Raw genomic sequence first — 26,536 nt, forward strand, 5'->3', positions numbered from 1 at the left:
ACCACTACGACCACCCATGGAGAAGCACCGCATCATGAAGCACATCAAGCTGGGCGACCTGGACGTCGCACGGATCGGCCTGGGCGCGATGGGCATGTCCCACGGCCTGACCGGCGCCGGCACCGACGACGCGGAATCCATCCGCACCGTGCACCGGGCCATCGACCTCGGCGTCACCCTCATCGACACCGCCGAGATCTACGGCCCGTACGTCAACGAAAACCTCCTCGGCCAGGCACTCAAAGGCCGCCGGGACCAGATCGTCCTGGCCACCAAGTTCGGTCTGGTCTCCCACGGCGGAGGCGGCGCGTGGACGCTGGACTCCAGCCCAGCCAACATCCGCACCGCGCTCGAAGGCTCCCTCAAGCGGCTGGGCACCGATCACATCGACCTGTACTACCAGCACCGCGTCGACCCGAACACTCCCATCGAGGAGACCGCCGGGGCCGTCGCCGAACTGATCGCCGAGGGCAAGGTCCGCCACTTCGGCCTCTCCGAAGCCGGCCCGGACACGATCCGTCGCGCCCACGCCGTCCACCCCGTCACCGCCGTGCAGTCCGAATACTCGCTGTGGACACGCGGCATCGAGGCCCGCATACTGCCTGTCCTGCGGGAACTGCGCATCGGCCTCGTGCCGTTCTCCCCGCTCGGACACGGCTTCCTCACCGGCACCGTCCGCAACGAGAACGACTTCGAAGAAGGCGACTTCCGCCGCGGCAACCCCCGCTTCACCGGCGAGAACTTCCAGCGCAACCTCGCCCTCGCCGACGAAGTCCAGACCATCGCCGCAGAAGCCGGCGCCACCCCGGCCCAGGTCGCCCTCGCCTGGCTCCTCGCCCAAGGCGACGACATCGCCCCCATCCCCGGCACCAAGCGCGTCACCCGCGTCGAGGAGAACACCGCCGCCGACCGCCTCCAACTGCCCGCCGACGTCCTGCACAAGCTCTCCAGCCTCCCTCCGGCCGCCGGAGACACCCACACCGAAGCCGGCCTGCGCATGCTGGAACGCTGACCCCGACACCCCCTTTTCAGTACGAAAGCAAGGAGCATCCCCGTGGAATTCGTGGAACCGCAACCGACTGGCAAGGGGCCCGAGAACTGGTTCAACGGCGACGTCTGGTTCGACGTCATCCATGCAGGAAGCGAGCCCTCTCGCATCCGCGCCAACATGGTGCGATTCGCCCCCGGCGCCCGTACCGCCTGGCACCACCACGCGGTCGGCCAGACCCTCCATGTCATCGCCGGTGTCGCCCTGGTCGGCACCCGCGACGGCGTGGTCTTCGAGGCCCACCCCGGTGAGACGGTGACCTGTCCGCCCGGAGAGGAACACTGGCACGGAGCTACCGAAGACCGCTTCATGCAGCACCTGGCTTTGTGGGACGCCACCGCACCCGACGACGATCGCCCCGAGACCACCTGGCTGGAGCACGTCACCGACGATCAGTACAACGCGCCGCGCACCCGCAGCCGCTAGGGTCTTCTCACAAACGGTCCACCCGCCGCTTCACCATGGTGCCCCGGCTGAAGAAGGCGCTGCGGGTACCAACCCCGGCCGACCGCGGCCCGGGCCGTGGCGGCCCGGCACCCCGCCGTCGGCGCCGATCGACCCCGACCTGCCGAGCGCGGACATCCGCATCGGCTACGCCCGGTCCTCGACGCACGGGCAGGAACTCGACTCCCAGCTCGACGCGCTCAGCAAGCACGGCATCCCCGGGGACAAGATCTTCAGCGAGAAGATCAGCACCCGGGTACGGGTCCGCCCGAAGTCCGAGGAGGCGCTGCGGAGCGCGCGGGAGGTCAAGGCGCACGCCCCGCACTGCCGGGTCATCTTCACCGTGTACGAGATGAAGCGCCTCCGCCGCGACGCCGCCGAGCTCACCGCGCTGGCGGACCACCTCACCGCCCACGGCCTCATCCTGGAGATGCTCGCCGGGCCCCTGCCCGGCATCTACGACCCCACCGGGCCGGGGAAGCTGCTGTTCGCGTTCTTCGCGGCGATGGCGGAGACCGAGCGGGAGAACATCCGCGAGTCCACCCTGGAGGGGCTCGACACCGCGGCCCGCAAGGGCACGCACGGCGGCCGGCCGCCCGTCATCACCGACGACATGCTCCACACCGTGCTGCGGCGCCGATCACTCGGTGAGCCCGTCGAGCAGATCCAGCCCGACCTGATCATCCCACCGGCAAGCGCAAGGGACAGAACCCCTCGGTGGCCAGCATCTACCGGGCGCTCGCCGAGCACGCCAAGCGCGAGGCATACGCCGAAGCCGTCGAACAGGCCCACGCCGACTTTGCTGACCTCCAGGTCGGCGACGTCCTCGGACCTCGCCCCGCTATCCCTGACCGAGCATCACTCTGATTACAGATAGCTACTTGTCACTTCGCCGTAGCTTCGGGAGAACAGGGCCTCGTACGGGCTGGTGCGGAGCGTGGTCGGCCGGGCCGCCGCACCGTGGCATTTCACGGGATACCGGGCTGGATGGCTGGTAACGCTCCTGCCGCCTCTCGGAGCCGGCCCGGCGACGGTGTGGTCCCCGCCCAGGGCGCGGTCGATGCCACCAGCAACGGATCGACCACGCAAGGTTCTCGGTGGAGGAAAAGAAGGCCGTCGGGACGGATCGCGCCGCACGGGGACTTGGCCGTCGGGCTCGTGCAGGGCGGCGCTGCCGGACCCGCGACGGGGGGCGAGCTCGGCGATAGCGTCTCGGCGCGTTGCTCGTGGTGTGCTCTGTCGCGGTGCAGGCCGGTGCCGCCACCCCGGTGGCGGTCGCCCGGCGCGGGGGGTGGACGCCGCGACGCGCGCCGTGTCCTGCGCGGACCGCGGACGGCCGCGGACGGTAGACACGGGACACGCGCCCGGGCCCGTCACTCCCGGGGAGCCGCCGGCCGCGGGACGGCCTCGCCTGCCGGTCCCGGCACGGCCCCACCCGCCGGACCCGCTCCCGCCCCGCCCCCCGCCTCCGCCTGCCGCAGCGCCGTGAGCTCCGCCCGTAGCGACGCCACCTCCCGCGTCAGCTCCCGCAGCGCCTGCGTCTGCTGCTCCTCGTGCTCGCTCTCGCGCTCCACCTGCGAGATGAACCACGCCGCGATGTTCGCCGTGACCAGACCCAGCAGCGCGATCCCCGAGATCATCAGCCCGATCGCCAGCAGCCGCCCCAGGCCCGTCGTCGGGGCGAGGTCCCCGTACCCGACCGTGGTCATCGTCGTGAACGCCCACCACACGGCGTCGCCGAGCGTGTGGATGTTCGCGTCCGGCTTCCCCCGCTCCACCTCCAGCACCGCGAGCGCGCCGAAGAGCCACAGCACCAGGACCGAGCCCGCCACGTACGTCGTCAGCCGGACCTGGGCGGCGGCCGTCGCGAGCCGCCCGGTGAGCAGCAGCGCCGAGACCAACTGGAGCAGCCGCAGCGGCCTGATCAGGGGGAGCAGCACGGCGCAGAGGTCGAGCACGTGCGTGCGGACGAACCGCCACCGGTCCTCCGCCAGCCGCAGCCGCACGACGTAGTCCGCGGCGAAGAGGGCCCACACCCCCCACGTTGCCGCCCTGCACGCCGTGTGCACGGCGTCCGGCACGCCGGGATCGACGACGGGCACGGCGTACGCGGCGGCGAAGACCAGCGCGAGCCCGAGCAGCGGGCGCCGCGTGCGGCGCTCCCATATCTCCAGCGGTGTCTGCTGGGCGTGTTGCGTGCTTGGCATGCCCCGATGCTACGGAGAGCCGGGACGGGCCCCGGACGTCACGTCACGTCCGGGGCCCGTCCCGCAGGTGGCGGTGGCCCGCGGGCCCCGCCGGAGGCGTCAGGCGTCGCCGCCCGCCGCGCCCGGGTCGGCCGCGGCGACGTCGAGCAACTGGTAGCGGTCGATGGCCTGCTTGAGCACCGAGCGGTCCACCTTCCCCTCCTTCGCCAGCTCCGTCAGCACCCCGACCACGATCGACTGCGCGTCGATGTGGAAGTAGCGCCGGGCCCCGCCGCGGGTGTCGGCGAAGCCGAAGCCGTCGGCGCCCAGCGACTGGTACGTGCCCGGGACCCACCGCGCGATCTGGTCGGGTACGGACCGCATCCAGTCCGACACGGCCACGAACGGGCCCTCGGCGCCGGAGAGCTTGCGCGTCACCCACGGCACGCGCTGCTCCTCCTCCGGGTGCAGCAGGTTGTGCCGCTCGGCCTCGACGGCCTCGCGGCGCAGCTCGTTCCACGAGGTGGCCGACCACACGTCGGCGCTGACGTCCCACTCCTCGGCCAGGATCCGCTGGGCCTCCAGCGCCCACGGCACCGCCACGCCGGACGCCATGATCTGCGCCGGGACCTGTCCGGCGGTCGCGGGCGACAGCTTGTGGATGCCCCTGACGATGCCCTCGACGTCGACGTTCTCCGGCTCGGCCGGGTGGACGATCGGCTCGTTGTAGACGGTGAGGTAGTAGAAGACGTCCTCGCCGTGCGGGTGCTCCGGCGACGAGCCGTACATCCGCCGCAGGCCGTCCCGCACGATGTGGGCGATCTCGAAGCCGAACGCCGGGTCGTACGCGATGGCCGCCGGGTTCGTCGACGCCAGGAGCTGGGAGTGGCCGTCGGCGTGCTGGAGGCCCTCGCCGGTGAGCGTCGTGCGGCCGGCGGTGGCGCCGATGACGAAGCCGCGGCCGAGCTGGTCGGCCATCGCCCAGAACTGGTCACCGGTGCGCTGGAAGCCGAACATCGAGTAGAAGACGTAGACCGGGATCAGCGGCTCGCCGTGGGTGGCGTACGCCGTGCCGGCGGCGGTCAGCGCGGCCGTACAGCCGGCCTCGGAGATGCCGTCGTGCAGGAGCTGGCCGGTGGGCGACTCCTTGTAGGCGAGGAGCAGCTCGCGGTCCACGGACTCGTACGTCTGGCCGAGCGGGCTGTAGATCTTGGCGCTCGGGAAGAAGGAGTCCATGCCGAACGTGCGGTACTCGTCCGGCGCGATCGGCACGAAGCGCTTGCCGATCTCCTTGTCCCGCATCAGGTCCTTCAGCAGCCGGACGAACGCCATCGTGGTGGCGATCGCCTGGCTGCCCGAGCCCTTCCTGACGGCCGCGTAGGTCTTGTCGTCCGGCAGCTTCAGCGGCCGGGAGCGCACCACGCGGGTCGGCACGTACCCGCCGAGGGCCTGCCGGCGGTCGTGCATGTACTGGATCTCCTCGGAGTCCCGGCCCGGGTGGTAGTACGGCGGGAGGCCGTCCTCAAGGTCCTTGTCCGGGATGGGGAGGTGCAGCCGGTCGCGGAAGCGTTTGAGGTCCTCGACCGTGAGCTTCTTCATCTGGTGGGTGGCGTTGCGGCCCTCGAAGTTCGGGCCGAGCGTCCATCCCTTGATCGTCTGGGCGAGGATGACGGTCGGCTGGCCCTTGTGCGCCACGGCGGCCTCGAAGGCGGCGTAGACCTTGCGGTGGTCGTGGCCGCCGCGGCCGAGGTGGAGCAACTGGTCGTCGGTCATGTCCTCGACCATCTTGCGCAGCCGCAGGTCGTCGCCGAAGAAGTGCTCGCGGATGTACGCGCCGGACTCGGTGGCGTACGTCTGGAACTGGCCGTCCGGCGTCGTGTTGAGCTTGTTGACCAGCGCGCCGTCGCGGTCCTGTGCCAGCAGCGGGTCCCAGGAGCGGTCCCAGACCAGCTTGATCACGTTCCAGCCGGCGCCGCGGAAGTACGACTCCAGCTCCTGGATGATCTTGCCGTTGCCGCGTACCGGGCCGTCGAGCCGCTGGAGGTTGCAGTTCACGACGAACGTGAGGTTGTCCAGCCCCTCGCGGGCGGGCAGCGACAACTGGCCCAGCGACTCGGGCTCGTCCATCTCGCCGTCGCCGAGGAACGCCCACACGTGCGAGTTCGAGGTGTCGGCGATGCCGCGGGCGTGCATGTAACGGTTCATCCGGGCCTGGTGGATGGCGCCCAGCGGGCCGAGGCCCATGGAGACCGTCGGGAACTCCCAGAAGTCCGGCATGTTCCGCGGGTGCGGATAGCTCGACAGGCCGTGCGGCGCCCTGGAGTGCTCCTGCCGGAAGCCGTCGAGCTGCGCCTCGCTGAGGCGGTCGAGCAGGAAGGCACGGGCGTAGATGCCGGGCGAGGCGTGGCCTTGGAAGAAGACCTGGTCACCGCCGTCGCCGCGGTCCTTGCCGCGGAAGAAGTGGTTGAAGCCCACGTCGTAGAGCGACGCCGACGAGGCGAAGGTGGCGATGTGCCCGCCGACGCCGATGCCGGGGCGCTGCGCCCGGGAGACCATCACGGCCGCGTTCCAGCGGGTCGCGTTCAGGATCTTCCGCTCGATCTCCTCGTTGCCGGGGAAGAACGGCTCGTCCTTGGTCGCAATGGTGTTGACGTAGTCCGTGCTGCGCATCTCGGGAACGGCCACACGCTTCTCGCGGGCCCGTTCGATGAGGCGGAGCATGAGATAGCGGGCCCGTTCCCGGCCGCGCTCGTCGACCGCGGCGTCGAGCGAGTCGAGCCACTCCTGGGTCTCCTCGGGATCGAAATCCGGGACCTGGCTGGGAAGGCCGCCAATGATGATCGGGTTGCGATCGGATCCGGAAGCCACGCTGCCCCTTTGCTGTACGTATCGGTAATCGGACTGCTCGCAGAGTGAGAGGTCTCGCGTTGATTCCCATCGTCCACCGCGGTTGCGGCCACGTCATCTCTACTGTTTGGTAACCCTGCCGTGGTTCCACCGAACCTCCACCGAAACGGCCGTGGAGGGGGCGTACGGGCTGATCGCCAGCGTACCCGCAGGCAACCGGGGCGACTGCGCCCCCTGGTCCAGGGGTGCCCTCCATAGGGCGGGATCGGCCGCCGGGTACTTGCGCGATTCGCCCGGCACGTGTGGACTACGCCCATCGCCTCGCGTGCGCGCGGGTGTGATGCTGATTTTGGATGACATCGGAAGACACAAGGCACACGAGCAGGAGGCAATCCGTGAGCGCGACCGCGGACCACGCGGAGGAGCGGACCAACCCCGCCACCAGGCTGGGTTTCCAGGCCGGAGAGGTGGTCCAGGAGATCGGTTACGACGACGACACCGATCAGGAGCTTCGCGAGGCCATCGAATCGATCACCGGGCAGAACCTCGTGGACGAGGACTACGACGACGTCGCGGACGCCGTCGTGCTCTGGTTCCGCGACGACGACGGCGATCTGACGGATGCGCTGGTGGACGCCACCACCATGATCGACGAAGGCGCCCCGGTCTGGCTCATGACGCCCAAGACCGGCCGCGACGGCTACGTCGAGCCCAGCGACATCGGCGAGGCGGCGCAGACCGCCGGTCTGGCCCAGACCAAGAGCATCAACGCGGGCAAGGACTGGAGCGGCAGCCGGCTGGTGACCCCGAAGGGGGCCCGCTCGACCAAGCGCTGACACGGTGCCGGGGTCCCGGCCGGCGCGGCGGGATCCCGGGCGCCGGCCGCACGTGCCCCGCGCGGTGGGAAGCCCGGCACCCCCGGCCCGGCGATGGCACGCAACCAGCCGCCCTGGGCCGTGCCCACGCGCGCCTGCGCGCTGCGGGGGAGCTGCGGGGGATCGGCACCGGGGGCGAACGAGGGCAGACCGCCGACGGGCCCTAGGCTCGTGACCCGGGACGGAACCGCACGACCGGAGGTCACGCACATGGCACTGGACGGGATCGAGGCCCTGGTGCCCGGCGCCGAGGCGCCGGACTTCGCGCTGCGCACCGAGCACGGCGAGACCGTGCGGCTCTCGGACCACCGCGGCGAGAAGGCCGTCGTGCTGCTCTTCTTCCCGTACGCCTTCACCGGCGTGTGCACGGGCGAGCTGTGCGCGCTGCGCGACCGGCTGCCCGCCTTCGTCAACGACGAGGTCCAGCTCCTCGCCGTCTCCTGCGACACCCCCTTCGCGCTGCGCACCTTCGCCGACCGCGAGGGCTTCGGCTACCCGCTGCTCAGCGACTTCTGGCCGCACGGCGCCACCGCGCGCGCCTACGGCGTCTTCGACGAGGAGAAGGGCTGCGCGGTCCGCGGCACGTTCATCATCGACGCCGCGGGGACGATCCGGTGGACCGTCGTCAACGACCTGCCGGACGCCCGGGACCTCGACGAGTACGTGACGGCGCTGAAGGCTCTCGCCCCCGCCTGATCTCCCGGGGGCCGGCGTCCCGCCGCCGGGCGTTCCGGGGCGGGCGGCCCGCGGCCGGTGTTCGTTCGGGTGTTCGGCCAGGTGGACGCGCGTGGCCGGAATCCTGCACGATCCGGCAGCGGCGCGACTCGGGACGCTTCCGGACCCGGGAAGTGTGGGGGCTTGACACGGCCGGGGAAGATGGGGTCACGACCTACGTGCCGGGACCGGGGGGACCGTGCGGGTACGGTGACGACAGCCCGGTGCGGTGCAGCGCCCCGGAGACGGACGGACACACGATGAGAATGGACGACTGCCAGTGGTGCTGAAAACCTTCGGCTGGTCTTTCGCGGTGACCGCCGCGGGCCTCGCCTGTGCCGCGATCTTCTGGGGGTGGGAGGCGTTCGTCCTGGTGGCGATCCTCTCCATCCTGGAGATCTCGCTCTCCTTCGACAACGCGGTCGTCAACGCCGGCGTGCTGAAGAAGATGAACGCCTTCTGGCAGAAGATCTTCCTCACCATCGGCATCCTCATCGCCGTCTTCGGCATGCGCCTCATCTTCCCCGTGGTGATCGTCGCGATCACCGCCAAGGTCGGGCCGATCGAAGCGATCGAGCTGGCCGTGGACGATCCCGACCACTACGAGCAGCTCGTCACCGACGCGCATCCGTCGATCGCCGCGTTCGGCGGGATGTTCCTGCTGATGATCTTCCTTGAGTTCCTCTTCGACGAGCGGGAGCACAAGTGGATCCCGATCATCGAGAAGCCGCTGTCGAAGGTCGGCCGGATCGACGCGATCTCCGTCTGCATCGCCCTCATCGTGCTGCTGACCACCGCGATGACGATCGCCACGAGCGCGATCCAACATGGCGGAGACCATGTGGATAAATCGGGCACGGTCATGTCCGCCGGCATCGCCGGCCTCATCACGTACCTCATCGTCGGCGGCCTCTCCGGGCACTTCGAGAACAAGCTCGAAGAGGAGGAGGAACGGGAACACGAGGCCGAGGAGGCGGCGAAGCGCTCCGGCCAGCAGCCGTCCGCGGTCGGACTCGCGGGCAAGGCCGCGTTCTTCATGTTCCTCTACCTGGAGGTCCTGGACGCCTCGTTCTCCTTCGACGGCGTCATCGGCGCCTTCGCCATCACCAACCACATCTTCTGGATGGCGCTGGGCCTGGGCATCGGCGCGATGTACGTCCGGTCCCTCACCGTCTACCTGGTCCGGCAGGGCACCCTCGACGAGTACGTGTACCTGGAGCACGGCGCGCACTACGCGATCGGTGCGCTGGCGACCATCCTGCTCGTCACCATCAAGTGGCACATCCACGAGGTCATCACCGGCGTCATCGGCGTCGCCTTCATCGGCCTCTCCCTCTACTCCTCCATCCGCCGCAACCGGCGCCTCGCACACGAGGGCGACGGAGGAGACGACGAACCGGCCGAAAAGGAGCTTCCGTCCCGCGTGTAGGTTCCGCGCGGGGTCCGATGCGGAAGGATTCCCCTCGGGGCCGGTCGTCCGACCGGGCCCGAGGGGTTTCCCACGTCTGGGGGTGCGAGGTGTCGTTCTGGGGCAACTGGCGGCGGGAGGGGGTGCCGCAGTTCGACAGCGCGGGCGCGTCGTACTCGGTGCAGCTCACCAAGCGCAAGCCGCTGCTCTCGCTGAGCCGGCAGGGATCCGACACCGGCAACCTGCGCATCAACCTCTCCTGGCGGATGCGCACCTCCGACCTGGGTGGCCGCAGCCGCAGGAGCGGCGGGCGGCTGCTGCACCCCGCGAAGCTGTTCCGGCCCGAGATCGTGCAGGCGCAGGGCCCGGCGGTCGTCAACGTCGACCTCGACCTGGCGTGCATGTACGAGCTGGCCGACGGCACCAGGGGCGTGGTGCAGCCGCTCGGCAACCTCTTCGGCGACATCAACGACCCGCCGTACGTCAAGCTCAGCGGCGACGACAGGTTCGGCTCGGGCTCCGGCGAGACGGTGTACGTCAACCTCGACCACAAGGACGCCTTCCGGCGGCTGCTGGTCTTCGTCTACATCTACGACGGCACGCCCGCGTTCGACCGCACCCAGGCCGTCGTCACGCTGTACCCGTCCAGCGGGCCGCGGGTGGAGATCGAACTCGACGAGCGGGCGCCGGAGGCGCGGAGCTGCGCGGTGCTGCTGATCGAGAACAAGAAGGGCGAGCTGACCGTGCGGCGCGAGGTGCGGTACGTGTACGGGTTCCAGTCGGAGCTGGACCGGCTCTACGGCTGGGGGCTGGTGTGGGGCCGGGGGTTCAAGACGAAGACGTGAGGCCCGGGGCGGCGGTCAGCGGCCGATGAACTGGGGGCCCTGCGGCGGCAGGGTGAACGCCGGGGGGTAGCCGTACGCGATGGGCGGCGCGGGCTGCGGGGCCGGCGCCGGTGCGGACCGGGGGCTGTGCGCGCCCTGGGGGTTCGCGTCGCTCCTGCCGCTGCGGGCGCTCGGCGCGGACTGCCTGCCGGAGACCGGGTCGTTCGCGGGCTCCGGCGCCGGGTGGTGCCCGGTGTCCGTCTCGTCCACGGAGATGCCGAACTCGGCGGCGACGCCGACCAGGCCCGTGTCGTACCCCTTCGTCACCGCCCGGAACTGCCAGCCGCCGCCGGCCCGCCGCAGCTCGCCGCAGATCAGCGCCGACGACGCCCCGCCGTCCGGCTGGATGTCCACGTACGCGAAGGGCTCCCCGCCGGCCGCGTCGCCGGCGCCGGCGTCGTGCAGCTCGACCCGCAGGCTCCGTACCCGCGTGAGGGAGCCGCCGTCCGCCGAGGCGACCAGCACCATGCGGTCGACCGACGGGTCCTGCCGGGTGAGCTGCGTCTCGACGGAGTCCGTCAGCCCCTCGCCCTGCCGCTTCTTCGGCAGCTTGCGGGCGAGCCCCGAGGGGTGCCGGGGCTGGTTGTAGAAGACGAAGTCGGCGTCGGAGCGCACCCGGCCCTTGTCGTCGAGGAGGATGACGCAGGCGTCGACGTCCGGGACCCCGGCCCCCGGGGTCCAGCGGAGCACGGCCCGTACCGCAGCGACGGATACGGACATGTCGGATCCCTGCGCCATGGCGTGCGTCATGCGAGCTATCCTGCCCTGTCGCCCGCGGAGGCCACAATGCGGGGCGATCGGGGAACGGCGGAGGGCTCCCGGACGTCCCTTTTACCGAATCATCGCCATTCCTCGACCCTCCTTTACCCGCGTCGGCCCCGCCCCGGCCGCGACGACCCCAGGGAGTACCCCATGCGCCACTTCGGGCACGTCTCCCCGGACGTGCGTGCCGCCCTGTTCCACCGCGAGCCGGCCGAGTTCACCGCCGGCGCCCCGCCCGCCGAGCTGGCGACGGCGCTCGGCGCGACCCTCTACAGCCCCGCCACCCGCCCGCACCTGGCCGGCGACATCCGCGCCCAGGCGGCGCGGGGGGTGGTGTCGATGGTGCTGTGCCTGGAGGACTCCATAGCGGACGGCGAGGTGCCGGAGGCGGAGGTCAACGTCGTCCGGCAGCTCCGGGAGCTGGAGCGGCAGGATCGGCAGGGCGCCGGCGGCGTCCTGCCGCTGCTGTTCGTCCGTACCCGCGAGGCGGGCCAGATCCCCGACCTCGTCGCCCGTCTCGGCCCCGCGGCCCGGCTGCTGTCGGGCTTCGTGCTGCCGAAGTTCACGGCGGACCACGGGATCGCCTTCCTGGAGGCGGTCATCAAGGCGGAGCAGGTCGCGGAGCCGGGCGGGCGGCGGCTGTACGCGATGCCGGTGGTGGAGTCGCCGGAGGTGCTGCACCTGGAGTCGCGGGCGGCGGCGCTGCGGGGCATCGCGCGGGTGCTGGAGCAGTACCGGGAGCGGGTGCTGGCGGTACGGCTCGGGGTCACGGACTTCTGCGCGGCGTACGGGCTGCGGCGCTCGCCGGACATGACGGCGTACGACGTGCAGTTGGTGGCGGCGGCGATCGGGGACGTGGTCAACGTCTTCGGGCGGGCGGACGGCAGCGGCTTCACGGTCACGGGGCCGGTGTGGGAGTACTTCCGCCAGCAGGAACGATTGTTCAAGCCGCAGTTGCGGAGCAGTCCGTTCGCGGCGGGGCGGGCGGAGGAGCTGCGGGCGGCGCTCATCGAGCACGACATGGACGGCCTGCTGCGGGAGATCTCGCTGGACCGCGCGAACGGACTGCAGGGCAAGACGTGCATCCACCCGAGCCACGTGGCGCCGGTGCACGCGCTGTCGGTGGTGAGCCACGAGGAGTACGTGGACGCGACGGACATCGTGCGCAAGTCCGGCGCGGGGGGCGGGGTGATGCGGTCGGCGTACACGAACAAGATGAACGAGGCGAAGCCGCACCGGGCGTGGGCGGAGCGGACGCTGCGGCGGGCCCGGGCGTTCGGGGTGGCGCGGGAGGACACGACGTTCGTGGAACTGCTGGCGGCGGCAGCGGGGCGGGGGGAGAGCTGATGGGCGCGGGTACGGGTGCGGGTTCTTTTGCCGGTACGGGTGCCGGTTCGGGCGGCGGTGAGGTGTGGTCGGGGGAGTGGGTGGAGAGCCGCCTCGGGGTCGAGCTGTCCGGCCCGGCGGAGCTGCGCGATTTGGTGGGCCTGGCGCTGCGCCGCAACCCGCGCCGGGCACACCTGCTGGTCTCCACGGTGCTGGGCAAGCACGTGCCGCAGCGCCCGTCGCGCATCCACGGCGCGGGCCTGCGCCTCGGCGGCCTCGCCCGGGACCTGCTGGGCCCGAAGGCGGCGGCCCGGGCGGTGGTGCTCGGCTACGCCGAGACGGCGACGGGCCTGGGCCACTGCGTGGCGGACGGCCTGGGGGCGGCCGCGTACCTGCACTCCACCCGCCGCCCGGTAGCGGGTGTGCCGCGGGCGGCGGGCTTCGAGGAGGAGCACAGCCACGCGACGGAGCACCTGCTGCTGCCGTCGGATCCGGGGCTGCTGACGGGGGACGGCCCGCTGGTGCTGGTGGACGACGAACTGTCCACGGGCCGCACGCTGCGGAACACGATCACGGCGCTGCACGGGGCGTGCCCGCGGGAGCGGTACGTGGTGGCGGTGCTGACGGACATGCGGGCGGAGGAGGACCGCAGGGCGCTGGAGAAGTCGGCGGCGGAACTCGGCACCCGGGTGGACGTGGTGTCGCTGGCGGCGGGCACGGTCCGGCTGCCGGCGGACGTGCTGCGCCGGGGCGCGGACCTCGTAGCGGAGCACGAGCCGCCCGCGGCGGACGGGGCTTCCGGCGCTTCGGCGGGCGGGTTGGGTACGGCGGGCGGTGCCTCCGTCGCGGGGGCCGGGGCGGGCACGCCGGCGGCCGGGTCGGATACGGCGGGAGCGGCCCCCGGCGCGCGGGGCGGGGCGGGGGCTCCGGCGGCCGGGTCGGACACGGCGGGAGTCGCTTCTCCCCGCTGGCCGGACGGGGTCGGCGAGGCGGGGGCAGCGGGCGGGTCGGCCGGTGCCGGCGGTGGCGAGCACCCGCCCGCGGCGGGCGCGGCTTCGCCCGGTGGGCCGGACGGAGTCGGCGGGGCGGGGGCGGCAGGCGGGTCGGCCGGTGCCGGCGGTGGCGAGCACCCGCCTGCGGCGGGCGCGGCTTCGTCCGGCGGGCCGGTTGGAGTCGGCGGGGCGGGGGCGGCAGGCGGGCTGGCTGGTGCCGGCGGTGCGGAGCACCCGCCGGGTGCGGGCGCGCCGGCGCCCGGCGCCTTCGGCGGCCGGGCGGCCGGGCGCTTCGCGACCCGGCCGGGCGGGCTCGCCGAGGGCCTCCACGAGGGCCCGGGGGTCTCGGGGGCGGAGCCCCCGAGTTCCGGGAAGGGGCGGGGCCGGGGAACAACACCCCCCACACCGCACCGGGTTGCGCTGGGGTGGCCCGTCGGGCTGCCGGACGGGGGGCGGCACGGGTTCACCGCCGCACACCGGGCGCGGCTCGACGCCGCCCTGCCCGGCATGGCCGCACGCATCGCCGACGCCCTCGCACTCCCCATCGGCGCCGCCCGGCCGGCCCGCGTGCTCGTGCTCGGCACCGAGGAGCTGATGTACGCGCCCCTCCGGCTCGCCGCCGCCCTCGAAGACCACCTCCACGCGACCGCGACCAGCACCGGCACCGGCACCGGTACGGGCACCAGCACCGACACCGGCACCGACTCCGGCCCTGCCGCCCAGGTCCGCTTCTCCTCCACCACCCGCTCACCCGTGCTCCCCGTCGACCACCCCGGCTACGCCATCCGCAGCCGCCTCGCCTTCCCCGCCCACGACACCCCCGACGGCACCCGCTACGCCTACAACGTCGCCGGCGACGACCCCCACGACCCCTACGACGCCGTCCTCGTCGTCACCGACTCCGCCGCCGACACCCCGGCCCTGCACGCCCCCGGCGGGCTCCTCGACGTGCTCGCCCCGCACACCCCCCAGGTACTCCTCGCCGTGATCCCCTCGTACGCGCCGCACACCGCCGAGCCCCTGCGCGGGCCCGCCTTCTCCTCCTACGCCCCCGACGAGGTCGGCTGGCTTCTCAAGGACCTCTCCGCCGTCGCCCTCGAAGCCCCCACGGAAGAGCGCGAGGAGGCCATCCAGCGCGGCGGCGCCCACTACGCCGAGTCGCTGCCCGTCGAGTACCAGCCCAGCCCCGCCTACGTACGCCTCTTCCACTCCGCCCTCGACGCCACCGCCGACCGCATCGCCCACGCCGTCGCCACCGTCACCGAGACCGTGCTCGCCGAGCGGTCGCCCGCCCCCGTGCTCGTCTCCCTCGCCCGCGCCGGCACCCCCGTCGGCATCCTCATGCGCCGCTGGGCCCGGCACGCCCGCGGACTCGACCTGCCCCACTACGCCGTCTCCATCGTCCGCGGCCGGGGCCTCGACACCGCCGCCCTGCGCCGGCTCGCCGCCCACCACGACCCCGCCGACGTCGTGTTCGTCGACGGCTGGACCGGCAAGGGCGCCATCGCCCGCGAACTCGCCGCCGCGCTCCGCGACTTCCCCGCCTTCGACCCGCGGCTCGCCGTCCTCGCCGACCCGGGCCGCTGCGTGGACACGTACGGCACCCGCGAGGACTTCCTCATCCCCTCCGCCTGCCTCAACTCGACGGTCTCCGGCCTGATATCCCGTACGGTGCTGCGCGCCGACCTCATCGGCCCCGCCGACTACCACGGCGCGAAGTTCTACCGCGAACTGGCGGACGACGACCTCTCCGGCCACTTCCTCGACGCCGTCACCGCCCGCTTCCCCGACCCCGCCGCCGTCCGCCCCATGCCCGCCACCGAGGAGCGCACGCCCACGTGGGCCGGGTGGGCCGCGGTGGAGCGGATCAGCGAGGCGTACGGGATCGGCGACGTGAACCTCGTCAAGCCGGGCGTCGGGGAGACGACGCGGGTGATGCTGCGCCGGGTGCCGTGGCGGGTGCTGGCGCGCCGCGGCGCGGGGGCGGACCTGGACCACGTGCGGCTGCTGGCGGAGCAGCGGGGGGTGCCGGTGGAGGAGACGGACGATCTGCCGTACACGTGCGTGGGGCTGATACATCCGCGGTACACGCGGGGTGCGACCGGCGCGGACGGCACGTCGGCGACCGGCGGGGACCCCACGGCGGGCGAGGGCCGCGCGTCGGCGGCGACCGGGGAGGCCGCCCCGTGACCGTCATCGCCAGCGACCTCGACCGCACCCTCATCTACTCCCCGGCGGCCCTCGCCCTCGACATGCCCGACGCCGCCGCGCCGCGCCTGCTGTGCGTCGAGGTCTACGAGGGCAAACCGCTGTCCTTCATGACCGAGGCCGCCGCCGCGCACCTCGCCGGCCTCGCCGGCCGCGCCCCCTTCGTACCGGTGACGACGCGCACCCGCGAGCAGTACGGCCGCGTCCGGCTGCCCGGACCGCCGCCGCGGTACGCGATCTGCGCCAACGGCGGCCACCTGCTGGTCGACGGCGAGGCCGACGCCGGGTGGCGGGCGCGGGTGGGGCGGGACCTGGCGGCGGACAGCGCGCCGCTGGCGGAGGTACGCGCCCACCTGGCGCGGGTGGCGGACCCGGCGTGGCTGCGGAAGCTGCGCACGGCGGAGGACCTGTTCGCGTACCTGGTGGTGGAGCGGGCGGCGGTGCCGGACGAGTGGCTGAAGGAACTGGGGGAGTGGGCGGCGGGCCGCGGCTGGTCCGTGTCGGCGCAGGGACGGAAGGTGTACGCGGTGCCGCGCGCGCTGACGAAGAGCGCGGCGGTGGCGGAGGTCGTCCGGCGGATCGGCGCGCCGGAAACCGTGCTCGCCGCCGGCGACTCCCTCCTCGACACCGATCTCCTCCTCGCCGCCGACCGCGCCTGGCGGCCCGGGCACGGTGAGCTGGCCGCCCGGGGCTGGACCGCGCCGCACGTCACCGCGCTGGCCGAGCGCGGCGTAGCCGCCGGCGAGGAGATTCTCCGGCAGATGGCAGGATGCCTCCCATGACCACTCCCTCTCCCGCGGGCCGGGACAAGCGCCCCGACCAGACCCCGGAGCTGTACCGGTACGTGCTGGACCACAACCCGCCGCTGGACGCCGTGCAGCGCGATCTCGTGGAGCTGACGCACGCCCGCTTCCCCGACTCGGCGAGCATGCAGTCCGCGCAGGAGCAGGGTCCGCTGCTGGCGTTCCTCGTCCGGCTCGTCGGCGCCCGGCACATCGTGGAGGTGGGCACCTTCACCGGGTTCTCGTCGCTGTCCATGGCCCTGGCCATGCCCGCCGACGGGAAGCTGGTGGCGCTGGACGTCTCCGAGGAGTGGACCGCGTACGCGCGGGAGGCGTGGGAGAAGGGCGGCGTCGCCGAGCGCGTGGAGCTGCGGCTCGGGCCGGCCGCGGACTCGCTGCGGGCGATGCCCGGGGAGCCGCACATCGACCTGGCCTATCTGGACGCGGACAAGCAGGGCTACGTCGCGTACTGGGAGGAGCTGGTGCCGCGGATGCGGCCCGGCGGCCTGATCGTCGTCGACAACGTGCTCTACGGCGGCCGGGTCGCCGACCCTGCCGCAGGCGGCGGGGCCGCGGCGATCCGGGCGTTCAACGACCACGTGGTCGCGGACGCCCGGATGGACTCCGTCCTGCTGACGGTCGCGGACGGCCTCACCGTGGCGCGGCGCCGGTAGCGGACCGGGCGTCCGCGCGGCCGGTCCGCGCGGCCGGGCCCTCGTTGCGGGTGCGCCAGTACGGGTTGTCGTAGGGCAGCCGGCTGCTGACGCGCCCGTACATCCCGAACGTCGCCAGGACCAGGCCCACGATGAAGCTGAACAGCACGTTCTGCATCTTGAAGGCGAGGAAGTTGCCGCTGGTCTCCAGGAGGGCCAGGTTGACGAAGCCGCTGAGGACGAAGAGCCCGCCCAGGACCATGTTCAGCGTGGAGGCGAAGTTGCCGCCGCGGACCATGCCGTAGAGCAGCAGCGCCCCGACGGCGATGGACAGGGTGCTCAGCGCGCCGTTGGTGTTCAGGCCGATGGTCTGGTCGCCGCCGGTGTCGAAGAACCAGACGCTGTTGAAGAGGCCGAGGATGCCGAACACCAGCAGGAAGAGGCCGACGAGGCCGGCGCCGGCGCGGTAGACGTTGCTGAGGTGGTGGTCGACGGGGAGGTGCTCGTCGATCCTGGTGTGCTGGTGGGCCGGGTGGCCGACGTTGACGCGGTCCTTGAGAGCCTCGCGGCTGCCGGGTACGTCACCCTCGGGCGGTGGGGCCAGCGGATGCGGCAGGGCCTCCCTGACATGCTCCGGCTGGGTCATGGGGTGACCTCCTTACGGCGGTCGTACGGCGGTGCCGTAATCCAGGATCCGCCGCCCCCGGTAACGGGGCAAATCGCCCGGCCGCGCCCCGCGTGCTACGACACCGCGCGGCAGCCCCCGCGGCTACGCGCCGCCACCCGCGCGGCTACGCGCAGCAGCCCCCGCCGCAGCATCCGCCGCCCCCGCCGGCCTGCGGCGATGCGGCACCGGCGGCGCCCGTCGAGCCGCCGACGGCGACGGTGGAGAGCAGCTTGACGGTGTCGTCGTGGCCCTGCGGGCAGTCCGCGGGCGCGGCGGACTCGGCCATGGGCCGGCTCACCTCGAACGTCGTCCCACAGGACCGGCAGCGGTACTCGTATCGCGGCATGGCGGACAGCATATAGCCGGCCGCCGGGCGGGCGGCAGACGACGAAAGCCGCGGTCAGTGCTGCGGCCGGCCCTGCGGCCGACGCCGCGGTCGGCGCCGCTGTAGGCGCCGTGCTCAGCGGCCGGTGCCGCTCCCGCGCTCGGCCCGTATCGCCTGGACCACCTCGGCCACCGTCTCGCGGACCGACTCCAGCTCCTCCAGGAAGCTCCAGTAGTCCGGATGCCGCCCCGTGAGCCCCGCCTCCGCCCGGTCGACGCGCTCGACCGCCGCGTCCAGCGGGCCCGCGTGCCGGGGATCGGGGCGGTCGCGGCCCGCCATCGCGAGGCGCTGCGCGTCGCGGATGGCGAAACGGGTGCGGTTCACCTCCGAGGTGCGGTCCTTCTCCACCTCGTCCAGGCGGTGCAGCCGGTCGCGGGTGGCGTCCACGGCCTCGTCGGTCTGGTTCAGCAGCGCCCGTACGCTCGTCAGCAGCGCGATCGCGTCCGGCCAGCGCTGCTCGCGGCGGGCCCGCGAGGCATCGGCGATCTTCTCCTCCGCCTCGGTCACGGCCTGCGCGGCACGGTCCGGCACCTCCTGCAGGTCGCGCCAGCACGCGAGCGCGAAGCGCCGGCGCAGCTCGCTGAGGACCGGCTTGACCTTCTCGGCACGGGTGGCGAGCGCCTGCGCGCGGGTGCGCAGGCTGACGAGGCGGCGGTCGATCTCCTCCGCGCGCTGCGGCAACTGCTCCGCCTCGCTGCGCAGCGCCTCGGCGTCGCGCTGCACGCCGACGGCGCGGTGGATGGTCTCCTGCACGCCGTGCCGCCCCGCACCCTCGTTGAGCTTGGTCAGCTCCGGGCCGAGCCCGGCGAGGCGGGCGGCGAGGTCGTCGGCCTGGAACCCCTTGCCGCGCACCTCGTCCAGAGCCGTCGTCGCCGCCAGCAGCGCCTGCCGGGCCCGCTCCACGGCGGGCGCGAGGCGGGCGAGCTGGGTCTCGGCCTTGTCGAGGAGAGGGCCGAGGCCGTGCGCGAAGTGGTTGAGGTCGGAGCGGACCCTCTCCAGCCGGTTCGTCGCCTGCTGCAGCTCCTGCCGGGCGCGGGAGGCGGTGCCGTGGTCGAGGTCGGCCCGGTCGAGGTCGTAGGAGTCGACGGCGGTGATGTACGTGTGGCTGACCTCGTCGATGCGCTGCCCCAGCGCGGCGAAGTCCGAGGCCGCCTTGCGAGCGGCCGGCGAGTCGTCGACGGCGGCGATCGTCTCCACGGAGATGCGCAGGTCGCGCTGCGCGGTATCCAGCTCGTAGAACGCGGTCGCGGCGGCGTCCTTGGCCGCCTGCGCCTCGGCCCGAGCCCCGTCACCCCGGTCTCCCCAGCCCCACCGCCGGGTGCCGCCTCCGCCTCCGCCGAATGCCACGAGACCCCTTTCCGTGCCCTGCGCTCCCCTGGAGGAACATTCTCCCACCAGGGCTGAACGAACACACGGCCCACGACGATCCCCGCACCACCCGCAGGTCGATCGGCGTCGGCGGGGCACGGTACGCTGTCCCCGCATCCGGGCGCGTAGCTCAGCGGTAGAGCGCTGCCCTTACAAGGCAGATGTCGGCGGTTCGACCCCGTCCGCGCCCACCCCGGGATCAAGCCCCCTGACCAGCAGGGGAGCCCCCACTCTCCACCTCTCCAACGGCCTCGGACGCTCCGTCCGGGGCCGGTTGCGTGAGCGATGCGTGAGCGGCAGTGCTGGCGATCTTCTCTTTCGGGGCCGCCGGCGTGCTGTTCCGCCGGAGCGGGACCTCGACCGCCGCAGCCCTCCTCGCCGGCGCCGCCATCGTCACCGTCCAGCAGCTCGCCGACGACCTCCACGGCGCCAACGCCGCGCGCGACGCGCTGGCGCTTCAGGTGGAACGGCTCGGCGGGGAGCCGGTGGCCGGCCCGCCGGGCTCGCGCGGGGAGCCGGGCGAGTCGGTCACCGGCCCGCCCGGGCCCCGCGGCGAACCCGGCCGCGACGGCACCACCCCGTCGCCGCGCACCGAGCCCCGAGGAGCGGAAGGCGAGCCCGGCGCGCGCCCTTCTGTCCCACCACCAAGGGCGTTACGGTACGCGCAAGTTCGTGCACACCTGTGGCCGCGTGGTCGGCCTGCGGGCAAGCCTGGGCAAAGCGGTTCGTCACTCCGGCGAAGGAGGCCAACCATGGCGCTGCACATGCTCGGCAAGGACCCCAACAGCCCCGAAGGCAAGTCGGCGACCGTCTACCTCGACGACGAGACCGACGTCTACCTCCTCCAAGGGAAGATCGTCACCGACCCCGAGCGCCTGGCGCAGATGGACCTACCTGACTATGAGACCGTGATCGAGTTCCCTCGGCACATGCTGCAGTTCTTCCCGGAGGTCACCAACGGTGCAGCCCCTGACGCTTGAGGACCGGCTGCGCGCCTGCCGGCATACGGCGGTGCACCTGGAGATGCGCGACGGCTACATGCGCTCCGACCCGCGGTTCGTCGCCTGGCAGCAGGGGCGCCGCGAGACCTCCGACGACACCGCGGCGGGGCCCTGGCTCGCGATGATGGAGGAGGTCACCGGCCGCGGTGTCGTGGTCCGCCGGGCGCGGATCGTCTCGGAGCCGGTCAGCGACTACATCCGGTTCGAGCACGCACTGACCGCCGGCAACGTGGCCGCCGGGGAGGACGTCCGGTGGCTGCCGCGCCGGCGCGCCTCGGATCTGGCCCTGCCCGGGAACGACTTCTGGCTCTTCGACGACCAGATCGTCGTGTTCCTCCACTTCGACGGGGACGGCGAATTGGCACCCGGCGGCGACGAGGAGGCGCGCGCAGAGCCGGCCGTGGCGAAGCTGTGCGCCGCCGCGTTCGAAGCCGTGTGGGAGCGGGCCGTACCGCACGCCGAGTACCGGCTCACCTGACCTGCGTTGTCGTCGCCGTCGTCCAGTGTCCAGCAGGCCCGCCGGGCCCTGGGCCAGCGCCTGCGTGAGATCCGCAAGGATGCGGGGATCACCGCGCGGGAGCTGGCCCGGCGGGCGGGCTGGCACGAGTCGAAGTGCTCGCGCCTGGAGCACGGCAGGACGCCGCCCTCGGACGCCGACATCCGGGCATGGGCGCTGCACTGCGACGCCCTCGGACAGGCCGACGACCTCATCGCGACCGCCCGCGGCATCGACGGCATGTACGTCGAGTGGCGCCGCATGGAGCGGGCCGGACTGAAGCGGGCGCAGCAGTCGGTGGCGCCCCTGTTCGAGCGCACCCACCGCTTTCGCATGTACCAGTCCTGGGTCGTCCCCGGGCTGCTGCAAACCCCCGCCTACACCACCGCCATCCTGCGCACCGTCGCCGAGCTGCGCGACGTGCCCGACGACGTCGCCGACGCCGTCGCCGTGCGCATGGAGCGGCAGCGCGTGCTGCACACCGGCGTCCGCCGCTTCGCGGTGCTGGTGGAGGAGTGGGTGTTGCGCACGGTCATCGGCGATGCCGAGGTGATGGCCGGGCAGTTGGGGCACCTCATCGCCGTCGGCACACTGCCCGCGGTGAGCCTGGGCGTGATCCCGCTCGGCGTGGCACGGGGCATCGGCTGGCCCGTGGAGTCGTTCACCATGTACGACGACCTGCAGGTGAACGTCGAACTGGTTTCGGCGCACCTGACCGTCACCCAGCCGCGCGAGATCGAGGAGTACGCGCAGTCGTTCGCGAACCTGGCTCGTCTCGCCGTGTACGGCCCACGGGCGCGGACGCTGATCACCTCCGCGATCGACGCCCTGGGGTGATCCCATGCAAGTTCGTAGAAGTTCGTTGAGGCCCCTCTGAGGGGGTTTCTACCTTCCTGGGCATGGCCGCCCGAGCAGAGGCGCCGTCGGCGCCTGAACGTCCGTTGCTGACCCTGCGTGTGTCCCGCGACAGCGGGCGCACCTGGGGGCGCGAGAAGAACTGCTACGCCCGCGACTGCGAGCCTCCCCTGTTCAGCAGCACCATGCCGCCCTGTGAGTGCCCCCGGTGTCGCGGGAGGCGGCGACCGTGACCGCCGATGCAGGGGACGCATCCGCCTGCCGCACCTACCCCTCTCCGCCGGTGGTGCTCCCGGTCCGCGACAGCAGGGAAGCTCAGCCCGTTCGTGGTTGCGAGACGTGCAGCCGGCTCGGCGAGGAGCGCCGGGACGCGCGCAACCGTGGTGATCACTCGGCGGCCACGGACCGCTCCGTCCTCATACGCCGGCACCCCGACCACTGAACCCCGCCCCCTGGCCGCCTGTCCGATCCGCCAGGGAGCGGCCCCCCGGCCGGTCGGCCGAGCACGAACCGGCCGGGAAGGCGCCTCGCCCGCCGCAAACGGCACGGACAAGCCGAAGGCGAGCTGACGACCACGTACCGCGCGCGGCCCATGGGTACCTCGAGCCACCCGCCGCGCGGTGCGCTCCAACGCGCCGCCATCCAGGGCCGAATGGCCCATTCCGCCCGCTCAAATCACCATCTAAAGTCCCGTCTCCACGCGAATCAGGGGGGATCGCCATATGACGTACCCACAGCAGCCCCAGCCCGGACAACCGCAGCAGCCGGGCTACGGCTACCCGCAGCAGCCCACGCAGCCGTACGGCCAGCAGCCGTACCCGCCACAGCAGGGATACCCCCCGCCGCCGCCGAAGCGCAGCAAGGGGAAGGTCATCGGCTTCTCCGTCCTGGGCGTCGTTGCGTTCATCGTCATCATCAGCGTCATCGCCGCTGCCCTCGGCGGAGGCAGCGACGACGGCGGGAGCGCGTCTGACACCTCCAACAGCGCGCCCGCGGCCCCGTCGGAGGACAAGCCCGCCGACAAGGGCGCCGCCGAGCCGAAGGAAGATAAGCCGCCCGGGGAAGAGAAGCCTGCCGCCAACGACGAGGCGAAGGACCTCACGTCGATCGAGTTGGACGACCGCAGCGAGTACGGGATCGCCGACATCTGGGTCACGTACACGGTCAAGAACAACAGCTCGAAGCCGTCGGACTATCTGATCAAGTACGAAGTCGTCGACTCCTCTGGCACCCGGGCCGACAACGGCGAGTTGTACGTCACCAACCTCCAGCCCGGTCAGGAGACCAAGGAAGAGATGTTCACGACCTTGGAGACGGTCAAGGGCATGAAGCTCAACGTCACGTCGCTCGACCGGACGGAAGCCTTCTGACCACTGCCCCGAGTCGAGGCCCCGCCGCCCTGCGAAGCTCGCAATCCCCGGTGGCGGGGCCTCTCGCTGTGCGCCCCCATAGTTGCCTACCAACTGGCCCAGCCGAGCGGGCCCTCCAGGGCCGCCCGACCCATAGCCTGCCGCGGAATGCTGGGCGGACGATGGCGTGATGGCAACCGAGAATGAAGATCAACAGCATCAGCGCGCCCTGCTGCAAATCCTCTACGACGCCCGGAAATACGACGAGATCGTCCGCACTGACGGTGGGTGGTCGATCCAGGACGGTAGTGCCCTCGCCGGCGACGACCCGCGTACACACCCGTACGAACTCTCTGGAGCTGCGTGGAGTGCCCTCAGTGTCGCCCGCGTCCACCTGAGGTGTCTCTACAGCAGCCTCACCGGTCTGGACATCGACGGGGACGTGCCAGAACAGTGCACCGTGACCGTCCACACCCACGCGCAGTACACCCTCATACGTGGCCTCCTTGAGAACGGCGCGCGCACGGTATGGATGCTCGCCCCTACCCTCCGCGCTGAGCGAGTGCAGCGCCGGATTATCCTCGAATGGAACGAAGTGCAGCAGGTCGTCAAGACCCTCGCTCTCCTCGGAGGTACTCTCACCCCCGACCTCGAAACCCGAAAGGCAAAGCTCACAGCCATACTTACTTCTGGAGGCACCTCCCCGCGGGACGCAGCAGCACTTCTGAAATCCCGCCCCGGCTACGGGGAGATGGTCCGTGAGGCAGGCTCTCTCACGACCATCACGAGCGACCGCGCGGAAGCAGCCTGGAAGGCTTGTAGCTCGATGGCTCACGGCGACTTCCGCGGTTCGTTCTCCATAGGAGAGCACGAGACCCTCCGCACGGAGGGCACCACTGCCATCGCGCGCGTGAGTGGCTCACCGAAGACCATGTTGTGGGGCACCAACGTGGCCATCACCCTCCTCAAGCACGCTTTCCACCTCTACGAGCAGCGCGCCACCCGGCACCACTGACTGTCCACTGACTGTCCACGCCCGGCGGATCGCTGCGCCGGAGCAGGCCCGTGAGCCGGACGCCACCCGGATCACCGCGACCCGCCGGGTGGGTCATCGGCACTGCCATCACCGTCGTGGCCGCAGCTGCTGCCGTACCGGGGATGCCGACGATCCGGCATGCCTCCCGGCTGCTCACACCTTGATCCATGAGCCGGAAGTATTCCTCCCTCTCACGGACCAGCGTCCTGGCTCCCTGAGCTGTACGGATCTTGCGGATCTCGAAGGCCATCGCGTCCCCGGAGGTCGGGTGTTGCGATGATCGCTAGAACTCAAGCACGGCCGGGGCAGGGGGTGATTTCGCGGGCCCGCGTGCGCCCTTGACGTGCTCCACCGCCGGGGTGACCGTGGTGCACACCCGTGCACCACCCTTCGACGGAGAATCACCATGCGCTTACGGTTTCTCGGGATCATCCCGAACACGCCCGGCAACGAGTCCCCCACCATGTGGGTCGACGAGGACACCGGCGACCTGCTCATCCAGTCGTACAAGGCCACTGACGAGGAAGTCGCGGCGTGCCAGGCGGTCGGCTCGATCCCCGGGCACGGAACCGACGTACCCGACCACGAGACGATCATCAGGCTGCCGAAGGTGATGCGGCAGTTCCTCCCGAACGACGAGGAGATCAGTGGCTGACTACCGCGACGAGTTCAACGCCGCCCAGCGCTCCGCCGTGCACCTGGAGATGCGGGACAGCTACATCCGCACCGACCCCGGGTTCATCGCCTGGCAGGGCGGCCGGCTCGACGAGGCCCTGGAGCGGTACGGGGAGTGGCGGGAGCTGATGCAGCAGGTCACCGGCCGCGGCGTGGCCGTGCGCCGGGCCCGCATCGTCTCCGAGCCCGTCAGCGACTACATCCGGTACGAGTACGACCTGACCGAGCCGTTGAACCTCGCCGGCGGCGAGGAGGTGCGGTGGCTGCCGCGCCGCCGCGCCTCGGACATCGCCCTGCCGGGAAACGACTTCTGGCTGTTCGACGACCGCATCGTGCGCTTCAACCACTTCACCGGCGACGGCGGCTCCGCCGGCCCCGAAGTGGTGGAGGAGCCGGCCGTCGTGAAGCTGTGCAGCGCGGCTTTCGAGACCGTATGGAGCAGGGCCATCCCGCACGCGGACTACGAGGTCTGACCGCCGCGGCACATCCTGACAATCGGACACCGCTATGCCCGCGTCACCGTCATCCAGTGCCCAGGCCGCGCGAGAAGCGCTCGCCGCGCGCCTGCGGGACCTCCGCCTCGACGCCGAGCTGACGGTGCGCGAGCTGGCTGAGCGGTGCGGCTGGAGCCATTCGAAGGTGTCCCGCATCGAGAACGCCCGCACCGCGCCGTCGCCCGCGGACCTGCGCACCTGGGCGCACGTCTGCGGCGCCGAGGGCGAGACCGACGACCTGACGGCGGCCCTCCGCGCGGTAGAGGGCATGTGGATCGAGTGGCGCCGCATGGAGCGCACCGGGTTGAAGGCCGCGCAGGAGGCCGTCCGGCCGCTGTACGAGCGCACACGCCACTTCCGCGCGTATGACTCCTGGCTCGTGCCCGGTCTGCTGCAGACCATGGGCTACACCACGGCGATCCTGCACGCCGTCCGCCGCCGCCGCGGCCTCATCGACGATGTTGACGCTGCGGTCGTCGAGCGCATGGACCGCCAGCACGTCCTCTACGAGGGCCGCCACACCTTCGCCTTCATCCTCGAAGAGGCCGTGCTACGCGCGGGAATCGGCGGGCGGGAGACGATGCGCGAGCAACTGCGGCACCTGCTCACCGTCGGCTTCCTCCCGAGCGTCAGCCTGGGCATCGTGCCCATGCAGCCGGCGCGCGAGGCGATGCGCCCGGTTGAAGGGTTCTGGGTCTTCGACAACGCCCAGGTGGCCGTCGAGCTGGTGTCCGGCTACCTGACCATCACCCGCCCGCACGAGATCGAGATGTACACCAAGGTGTTCCACGAACTCGGCCAACTCGCGGTCTACGGCGAGCGGGCGCGGGTCCTCATCCGCTTGGCGATCGACGCCTTGGAGTGAGTTCGTGCACCAACGTGCACCACGCTGGAGGCACTTGGTGCACCATCCCTAGCTTCGAAGCATGGCCGCCCAAGCAGAGGCGCCGTCGGCGCCCGAACGTCCGCTGATGACCCTGCGCGTGTCCCGTGACAGCGGGCGCACCTGGGGGCGCGAGAAGAACTACTACGCCCGCGACTGCGAGCCTCCCCTGTTCAGCAGCACCATGCCGCCCTGTGA

25 protein-coding genes and 1 tRNA gene are annotated in these 26,536 nt (G+C 72.0%); 20 read left to right on the plus strand and 6 right to left on the minus strand.

Features of this window, described 5'->3' with window-relative positions:
- Nucleotides 1–34 precede the first annotated feature (34 nt).
- The 3 genes from O7599_RS29215 to O7599_RS29225 all read left to right on the plus strand — a co-directional run bounded on the left by O7599_RS29215 (nucleotide 35) and on the right by O7599_RS29225 (nucleotide 2,369).
- Nucleotides 35–1,012, plus strand: a complete 978-nt coding sequence (locus tag O7599_RS29215; RefSeq protein WP_281618597.1) for an aldo/keto reductase — start codon at nucleotides 35–37, stop codon at nucleotides 1,010–1,012.
- A 42-nt stretch (nucleotides 1,013–1,054) separates the two neighbouring features.
- Nucleotides 1,055–1,474: a cupin domain-containing protein gene (locus tag O7599_RS29220; protein ID WP_281618598.1), complete on the plus strand. Its 420-nt coding sequence runs from the start codon at nucleotides 1,055–1,057 to the stop codon at nucleotides 1,472–1,474.
- Between the two features lie 160 nt (nucleotides 1,475–1,634).
- On the plus strand, nucleotides 1,635–2,369 hold the full coding sequence (locus tag O7599_RS29225; RefSeq protein WP_281623562.1) for a recombinase family protein: 735 nt from the start codon (nucleotides 1,635–1,637) through the stop codon (nucleotides 2,367–2,369).
- Nucleotides 2,370–2,865: 496 nt separating this feature from the next.
- On the opposite strand, the gene O7599_RS29230 is transcribed toward O7599_RS29225, so the two are convergent.
- Both O7599_RS29230 and aceE read right to left on the minus strand, forming a co-directional pair.
- On the minus strand, nucleotides 2,866–3,699 hold the full coding sequence (locus O7599_RS29230) for a potassium channel family protein (protein ID WP_281618599.1): 834 nt from the start codon (nucleotides 3,697–3,699) through the stop codon (nucleotides 2,866–2,868).
- A gap of 99 nt (nucleotides 3,700–3,798) precedes the next feature.
- Nucleotides 3,799–6,546, minus strand: coding sequence for a pyruvate dehydrogenase (acetyl-transferring), homodimeric type (aceE, locus tag O7599_RS29235; RefSeq protein ID WP_281618600.1), 2,748 nt, complete (start codon nucleotides 6,544–6,546; stop codon nucleotides 3,799–3,801).
- A 374-nt stretch (nucleotides 6,547–6,920) separates the two neighbouring features.
- Between aceE and O7599_RS29240 the strand changes: the two genes are divergently transcribed.
- From O7599_RS29240 to O7599_RS29255, 4 genes are all read left to right on the plus strand, one after another.
- Nucleotides 6,921–7,361, plus strand: a complete 441-nt coding sequence (locus O7599_RS29240; RefSeq protein ID WP_018839008.1) for a DUF3052 domain-containing protein — start codon at nucleotides 6,921–6,923, stop codon at nucleotides 7,359–7,361.
- A 249-nt stretch (nucleotides 7,362–7,610) separates the two neighbouring features.
- Nucleotides 7,611–8,096, plus strand: a complete 486-nt coding sequence (locus O7599_RS29245) for a peroxiredoxin (protein ID WP_281618601.1) — start codon at nucleotides 7,611–7,613, stop codon at nucleotides 8,094–8,096.
- 298 nt (nucleotides 8,097–8,394) lie between these two features.
- Nucleotides 8,395–9,543 (plus strand): DUF475 domain-containing protein, encoded by a 1,149-nt coding sequence (locus tag O7599_RS29250; protein WP_281618602.1) that lies wholly within the window; start codon nucleotides 8,395–8,397, stop codon nucleotides 9,541–9,543.
- A gap of 89 nt (nucleotides 9,544–9,632) precedes the next feature.
- Nucleotides 9,633–10,367 carry a Tellurium resistance gene (locus O7599_RS29255; protein WP_281618603.1) on the plus strand — a complete coding sequence of 245 codons (735 nt, stop codon included), beginning with the start codon at nucleotides 9,633–9,635 and terminating at the stop codon, nucleotides 10,365–10,367.
- A gap of 15 nt (nucleotides 10,368–10,382) precedes the next feature.
- Here the strand turns inward: O7599_RS29255 and O7599_RS29260 are convergent, their stop codons facing one another.
- Complete coding sequence (locus O7599_RS29260; protein WP_281618604.1) at nucleotides 10,383–11,156, minus strand: TerD family protein; 774 nt, start codon at nucleotides 11,154–11,156, stop codon at nucleotides 10,383–10,385.
- Nucleotides 11,157–11,318: 162 nt separating this feature from the next.
- Here O7599_RS29260 and O7599_RS29265 point away from each other — a divergent pair, with 162 nt between their 5' ends.
- The 4 genes from O7599_RS29265 to O7599_RS29280 all read left to right on the plus strand — a co-directional run bounded on the left by O7599_RS29265 (nucleotide 11,319) and on the right by O7599_RS29280 (nucleotide 17,150).
- Nucleotides 11,319–12,515 carry an HpcH/HpaI aldolase/citrate lyase family protein gene (locus tag O7599_RS29265; RefSeq protein WP_281618605.1) on the plus strand — a complete coding sequence of 399 codons (1,197 nt, stop codon included), beginning with the start codon at nucleotides 11,319–11,321 and terminating at the stop codon, nucleotides 12,513–12,515.
- Between the two features lie 80 nt (nucleotides 12,516–12,595).
- Nucleotides 12,596–15,676, plus strand: a complete 3,081-nt coding sequence (locus O7599_RS29270; RefSeq protein WP_281623563.1) for a phosphoribosyltransferase — start codon at nucleotides 12,596–12,598, stop codon at nucleotides 15,674–15,676.
- Nucleotides 15,673–16,476 (plus strand): HAD family hydrolase, encoded by an 804-nt coding sequence (locus tag O7599_RS29275; protein WP_281618606.1) that lies wholly within the window; start codon nucleotides 15,673–15,675, stop codon nucleotides 16,474–16,476. The genes O7599_RS29270 and O7599_RS29275 overlap by 4 nt, the downstream gene beginning before the upstream one ends.
- The gene (locus O7599_RS29280; RefSeq protein WP_281618607.1) at nucleotides 16,473–17,150 is read left to right on the plus strand and encodes an O-methyltransferase; all 678 of its coding nucleotides are present in this window, start codon (nucleotides 16,473–16,475) and stop codon (nucleotides 17,148–17,150) included. Before O7599_RS29275 ends, O7599_RS29280 begins: the two co-directional genes overlap by 4 nt.
- Here the strand turns inward: O7599_RS29280 and O7599_RS29285 are convergent.
- The 3 genes from O7599_RS29285 to O7599_RS29295 form a co-directional block, all read right to left on the minus strand.
- Nucleotides 17,128–17,775 carry a DUF4383 domain-containing protein gene (locus O7599_RS29285; protein ID WP_281618608.1) on the minus strand — a complete coding sequence of 216 codons (648 nt, stop codon included), beginning with the start codon at nucleotides 17,773–17,775 and terminating at the stop codon, nucleotides 17,128–17,130. The two genes, O7599_RS29280 and O7599_RS29285, sit on opposite strands and share 23 nt — an antisense overlap.
- Nucleotides 17,776–17,920: 145 nt before the next feature.
- A complete protein-coding gene (locus O7599_RS29290; protein WP_281618609.1) occupies nucleotides 17,921–18,142 on the minus strand; it encodes a zinc ribbon domain-containing protein in 222 nt (73 codons plus the stop codon).
- A 114-nt stretch (nucleotides 18,143–18,256) separates the two neighbouring features.
- Complete coding sequence (locus O7599_RS29295; protein ID WP_281618610.1) at nucleotides 18,257–19,528, minus strand: hypothetical protein; 1,272 nt, start codon at nucleotides 19,526–19,528, stop codon at nucleotides 18,257–18,259.
- 140 nt (nucleotides 19,529–19,668) lie between these two features.
- On the opposite strand from O7599_RS29295, the gene O7599_RS29300 reads away from it, so the two are divergent.
- The 9 genes from O7599_RS29300 to O7599_RS29340 all read left to right on the plus strand — a co-directional run bounded on the left by O7599_RS29300 (nucleotide 19,669) and on the right by O7599_RS29340 (nucleotide 26,320).
- Nucleotides 19,669–19,740, plus strand: a tRNA-Val gene (locus tag O7599_RS29300).
- A gap of 108 nt (nucleotides 19,741–19,848) precedes the next feature.
- The gene (locus O7599_RS36920; protein ID WP_348652571.1) at nucleotides 19,849–20,529 is read left to right on the plus strand and encodes a hypothetical protein; all 681 of its coding nucleotides are present in this window, start codon (nucleotides 19,849–19,851) and stop codon (nucleotides 20,527–20,529) included.
- 43 nt (nucleotides 20,530–20,572) lie between these two features.
- On the plus strand, nucleotides 20,573–21,028 hold the full coding sequence (locus O7599_RS29310; protein ID WP_281623565.1) for a DUF6879 family protein: 456 nt from the start codon (nucleotides 20,573–20,575) through the stop codon (nucleotides 21,026–21,028).
- A 6-nt stretch (nucleotides 21,029–21,034) separates the two neighbouring features.
- Nucleotides 21,035–21,883 (plus strand): helix-turn-helix transcriptional regulator, encoded by an 849-nt coding sequence (locus O7599_RS29315; RefSeq protein ID WP_281618611.1) that lies wholly within the window; start codon nucleotides 21,035–21,037, stop codon nucleotides 21,881–21,883.
- A gap of 740 nt (nucleotides 21,884–22,623) precedes the next feature.
- Nucleotides 22,624–23,271, plus strand: coding sequence for a hypothetical protein (locus tag O7599_RS29320; RefSeq protein WP_281618612.1), 648 nt, complete (start codon nucleotides 22,624–22,626; stop codon nucleotides 23,269–23,271).
- Between the two features lie 169 nt (nucleotides 23,272–23,440).
- Nucleotides 23,441–24,265 carry a hypothetical protein gene (locus O7599_RS29325; protein WP_281618613.1) on the plus strand — a complete coding sequence of 275 codons (825 nt, stop codon included), beginning with the start codon at nucleotides 23,441–23,443 and terminating at the stop codon, nucleotides 24,263–24,265.
- A gap of 427 nt (nucleotides 24,266–24,692) precedes the next feature.
- Complete coding sequence (locus tag O7599_RS29330; RefSeq protein WP_281618614.1) at nucleotides 24,693–24,941, plus strand: hypothetical protein; 249 nt, start codon at nucleotides 24,693–24,695, stop codon at nucleotides 24,939–24,941.
- Nucleotides 24,934–25,434 (plus strand): DUF6879 family protein, encoded by a 501-nt coding sequence (locus O7599_RS29335; RefSeq protein WP_281618615.1) that lies wholly within the window; start codon nucleotides 24,934–24,936, stop codon nucleotides 25,432–25,434. Before O7599_RS29330 ends, O7599_RS29335 begins: the two co-directional genes overlap by 8 nt.
- Before the next feature lie 34 nt (nucleotides 25,435–25,468).
- Nucleotides 25,469–26,320 (plus strand): helix-turn-helix transcriptional regulator, encoded by an 852-nt coding sequence (locus O7599_RS29340; protein ID WP_281618616.1) that lies wholly within the window; start codon nucleotides 25,469–25,471, stop codon nucleotides 26,318–26,320.
- Nucleotides 26,321–26,536: the final 216 nt, after the last annotated feature.

Source organism: Streptomyces sp. WMMC500 (assembly GCF_027497195.1).
Taxonomy (GTDB): domain Bacteria; phylum Actinomycetota; class Actinomycetes; order Streptomycetales; family Streptomycetaceae; genus Streptomyces.

What these genes read in the sequence shown, in the direction of transcription:
- O7599_RS29310 (WP_281623565.1), top strand. Translation starts at nt 20,573, where the DNA reads ATGCGCGACGGCTACATGCGCTCCGACCCGCGGTTCGTCGCCTGGCAG.
- O7599_RS29340 (WP_281618616.1), top strand. Translation starts at nt 25,469, where the DNA reads ATGCCCGCGTCACCGTCATCCAGTGCCCAGGCCGCGCGAGAAGCGCTC.
- O7599_RS29260 (WP_281618604.1), bottom strand. Translation starts at nt 11,156, where the DNA reads ATGACGCACGCCATGGCGCAGGGATCCGACATGTCCGTATCCGTCGCT.
- O7599_RS29290 (WP_281618609.1), bottom strand. Translation starts at nt 18,142, where the DNA reads ATGCCGCGATACGAGTACCGCTGCCGGTCCTGTGGGACGACGTTCGAG.
- O7599_RS29265 (WP_281618605.1), top strand. Translation starts at nt 11,319, where the DNA reads ATGCGCCACTTCGGGCACGTCTCCCCGGACGTGCGTGCCGCCCTGTTC.
- O7599_RS29215 (WP_281618597.1), top strand. Translation starts at nt 35, where the DNA reads ATGAAGCACATCAAGCTGGGCGACCTGGACGTCGCACGGATCGGCCTG.
- O7599_RS29280 (WP_281618607.1), top strand. Translation starts at nt 16,473, where the DNA reads ATGACCACTCCCTCTCCCGCGGGCCGGGACAAGCGCCCCGACCAGACC.
- O7599_RS29325 (WP_281618613.1), top strand. Translation starts at nt 23,441, where the DNA reads ATGGCAACCGAGAATGAAGATCAACAGCATCAGCGCGCCCTGCTGCAA.
- O7599_RS29245 (WP_281618601.1), top strand. Translation starts at nt 7,611, where the DNA reads ATGGCACTGGACGGGATCGAGGCCCTGGTGCCCGGCGCCGAGGCGCCG.
- O7599_RS29320 (WP_281618612.1), top strand. Translation starts at nt 22,624, where the DNA reads ATGACGTACCCACAGCAGCCCCAGCCCGGACAACCGCAGCAGCCGGGC.
- O7599_RS29285 (WP_281618608.1), bottom strand. Translation starts at nt 17,775, where the DNA reads ATGACCCAGCCGGAGCATGTCAGGGAGGCCCTGCCGCATCCGCTGGCC.
- O7599_RS29230 (WP_281618599.1), bottom strand. Translation starts at nt 3,699, where the DNA reads ATGCCAAGCACGCAACACGCCCAGCAGACACCGCTGGAGATATGGGAG.
- O7599_RS29330 (WP_281618614.1), top strand. Translation starts at nt 24,693, where the DNA reads ATGCGCTTACGGTTTCTCGGGATCATCCCGAACACGCCCGGCAACGAG.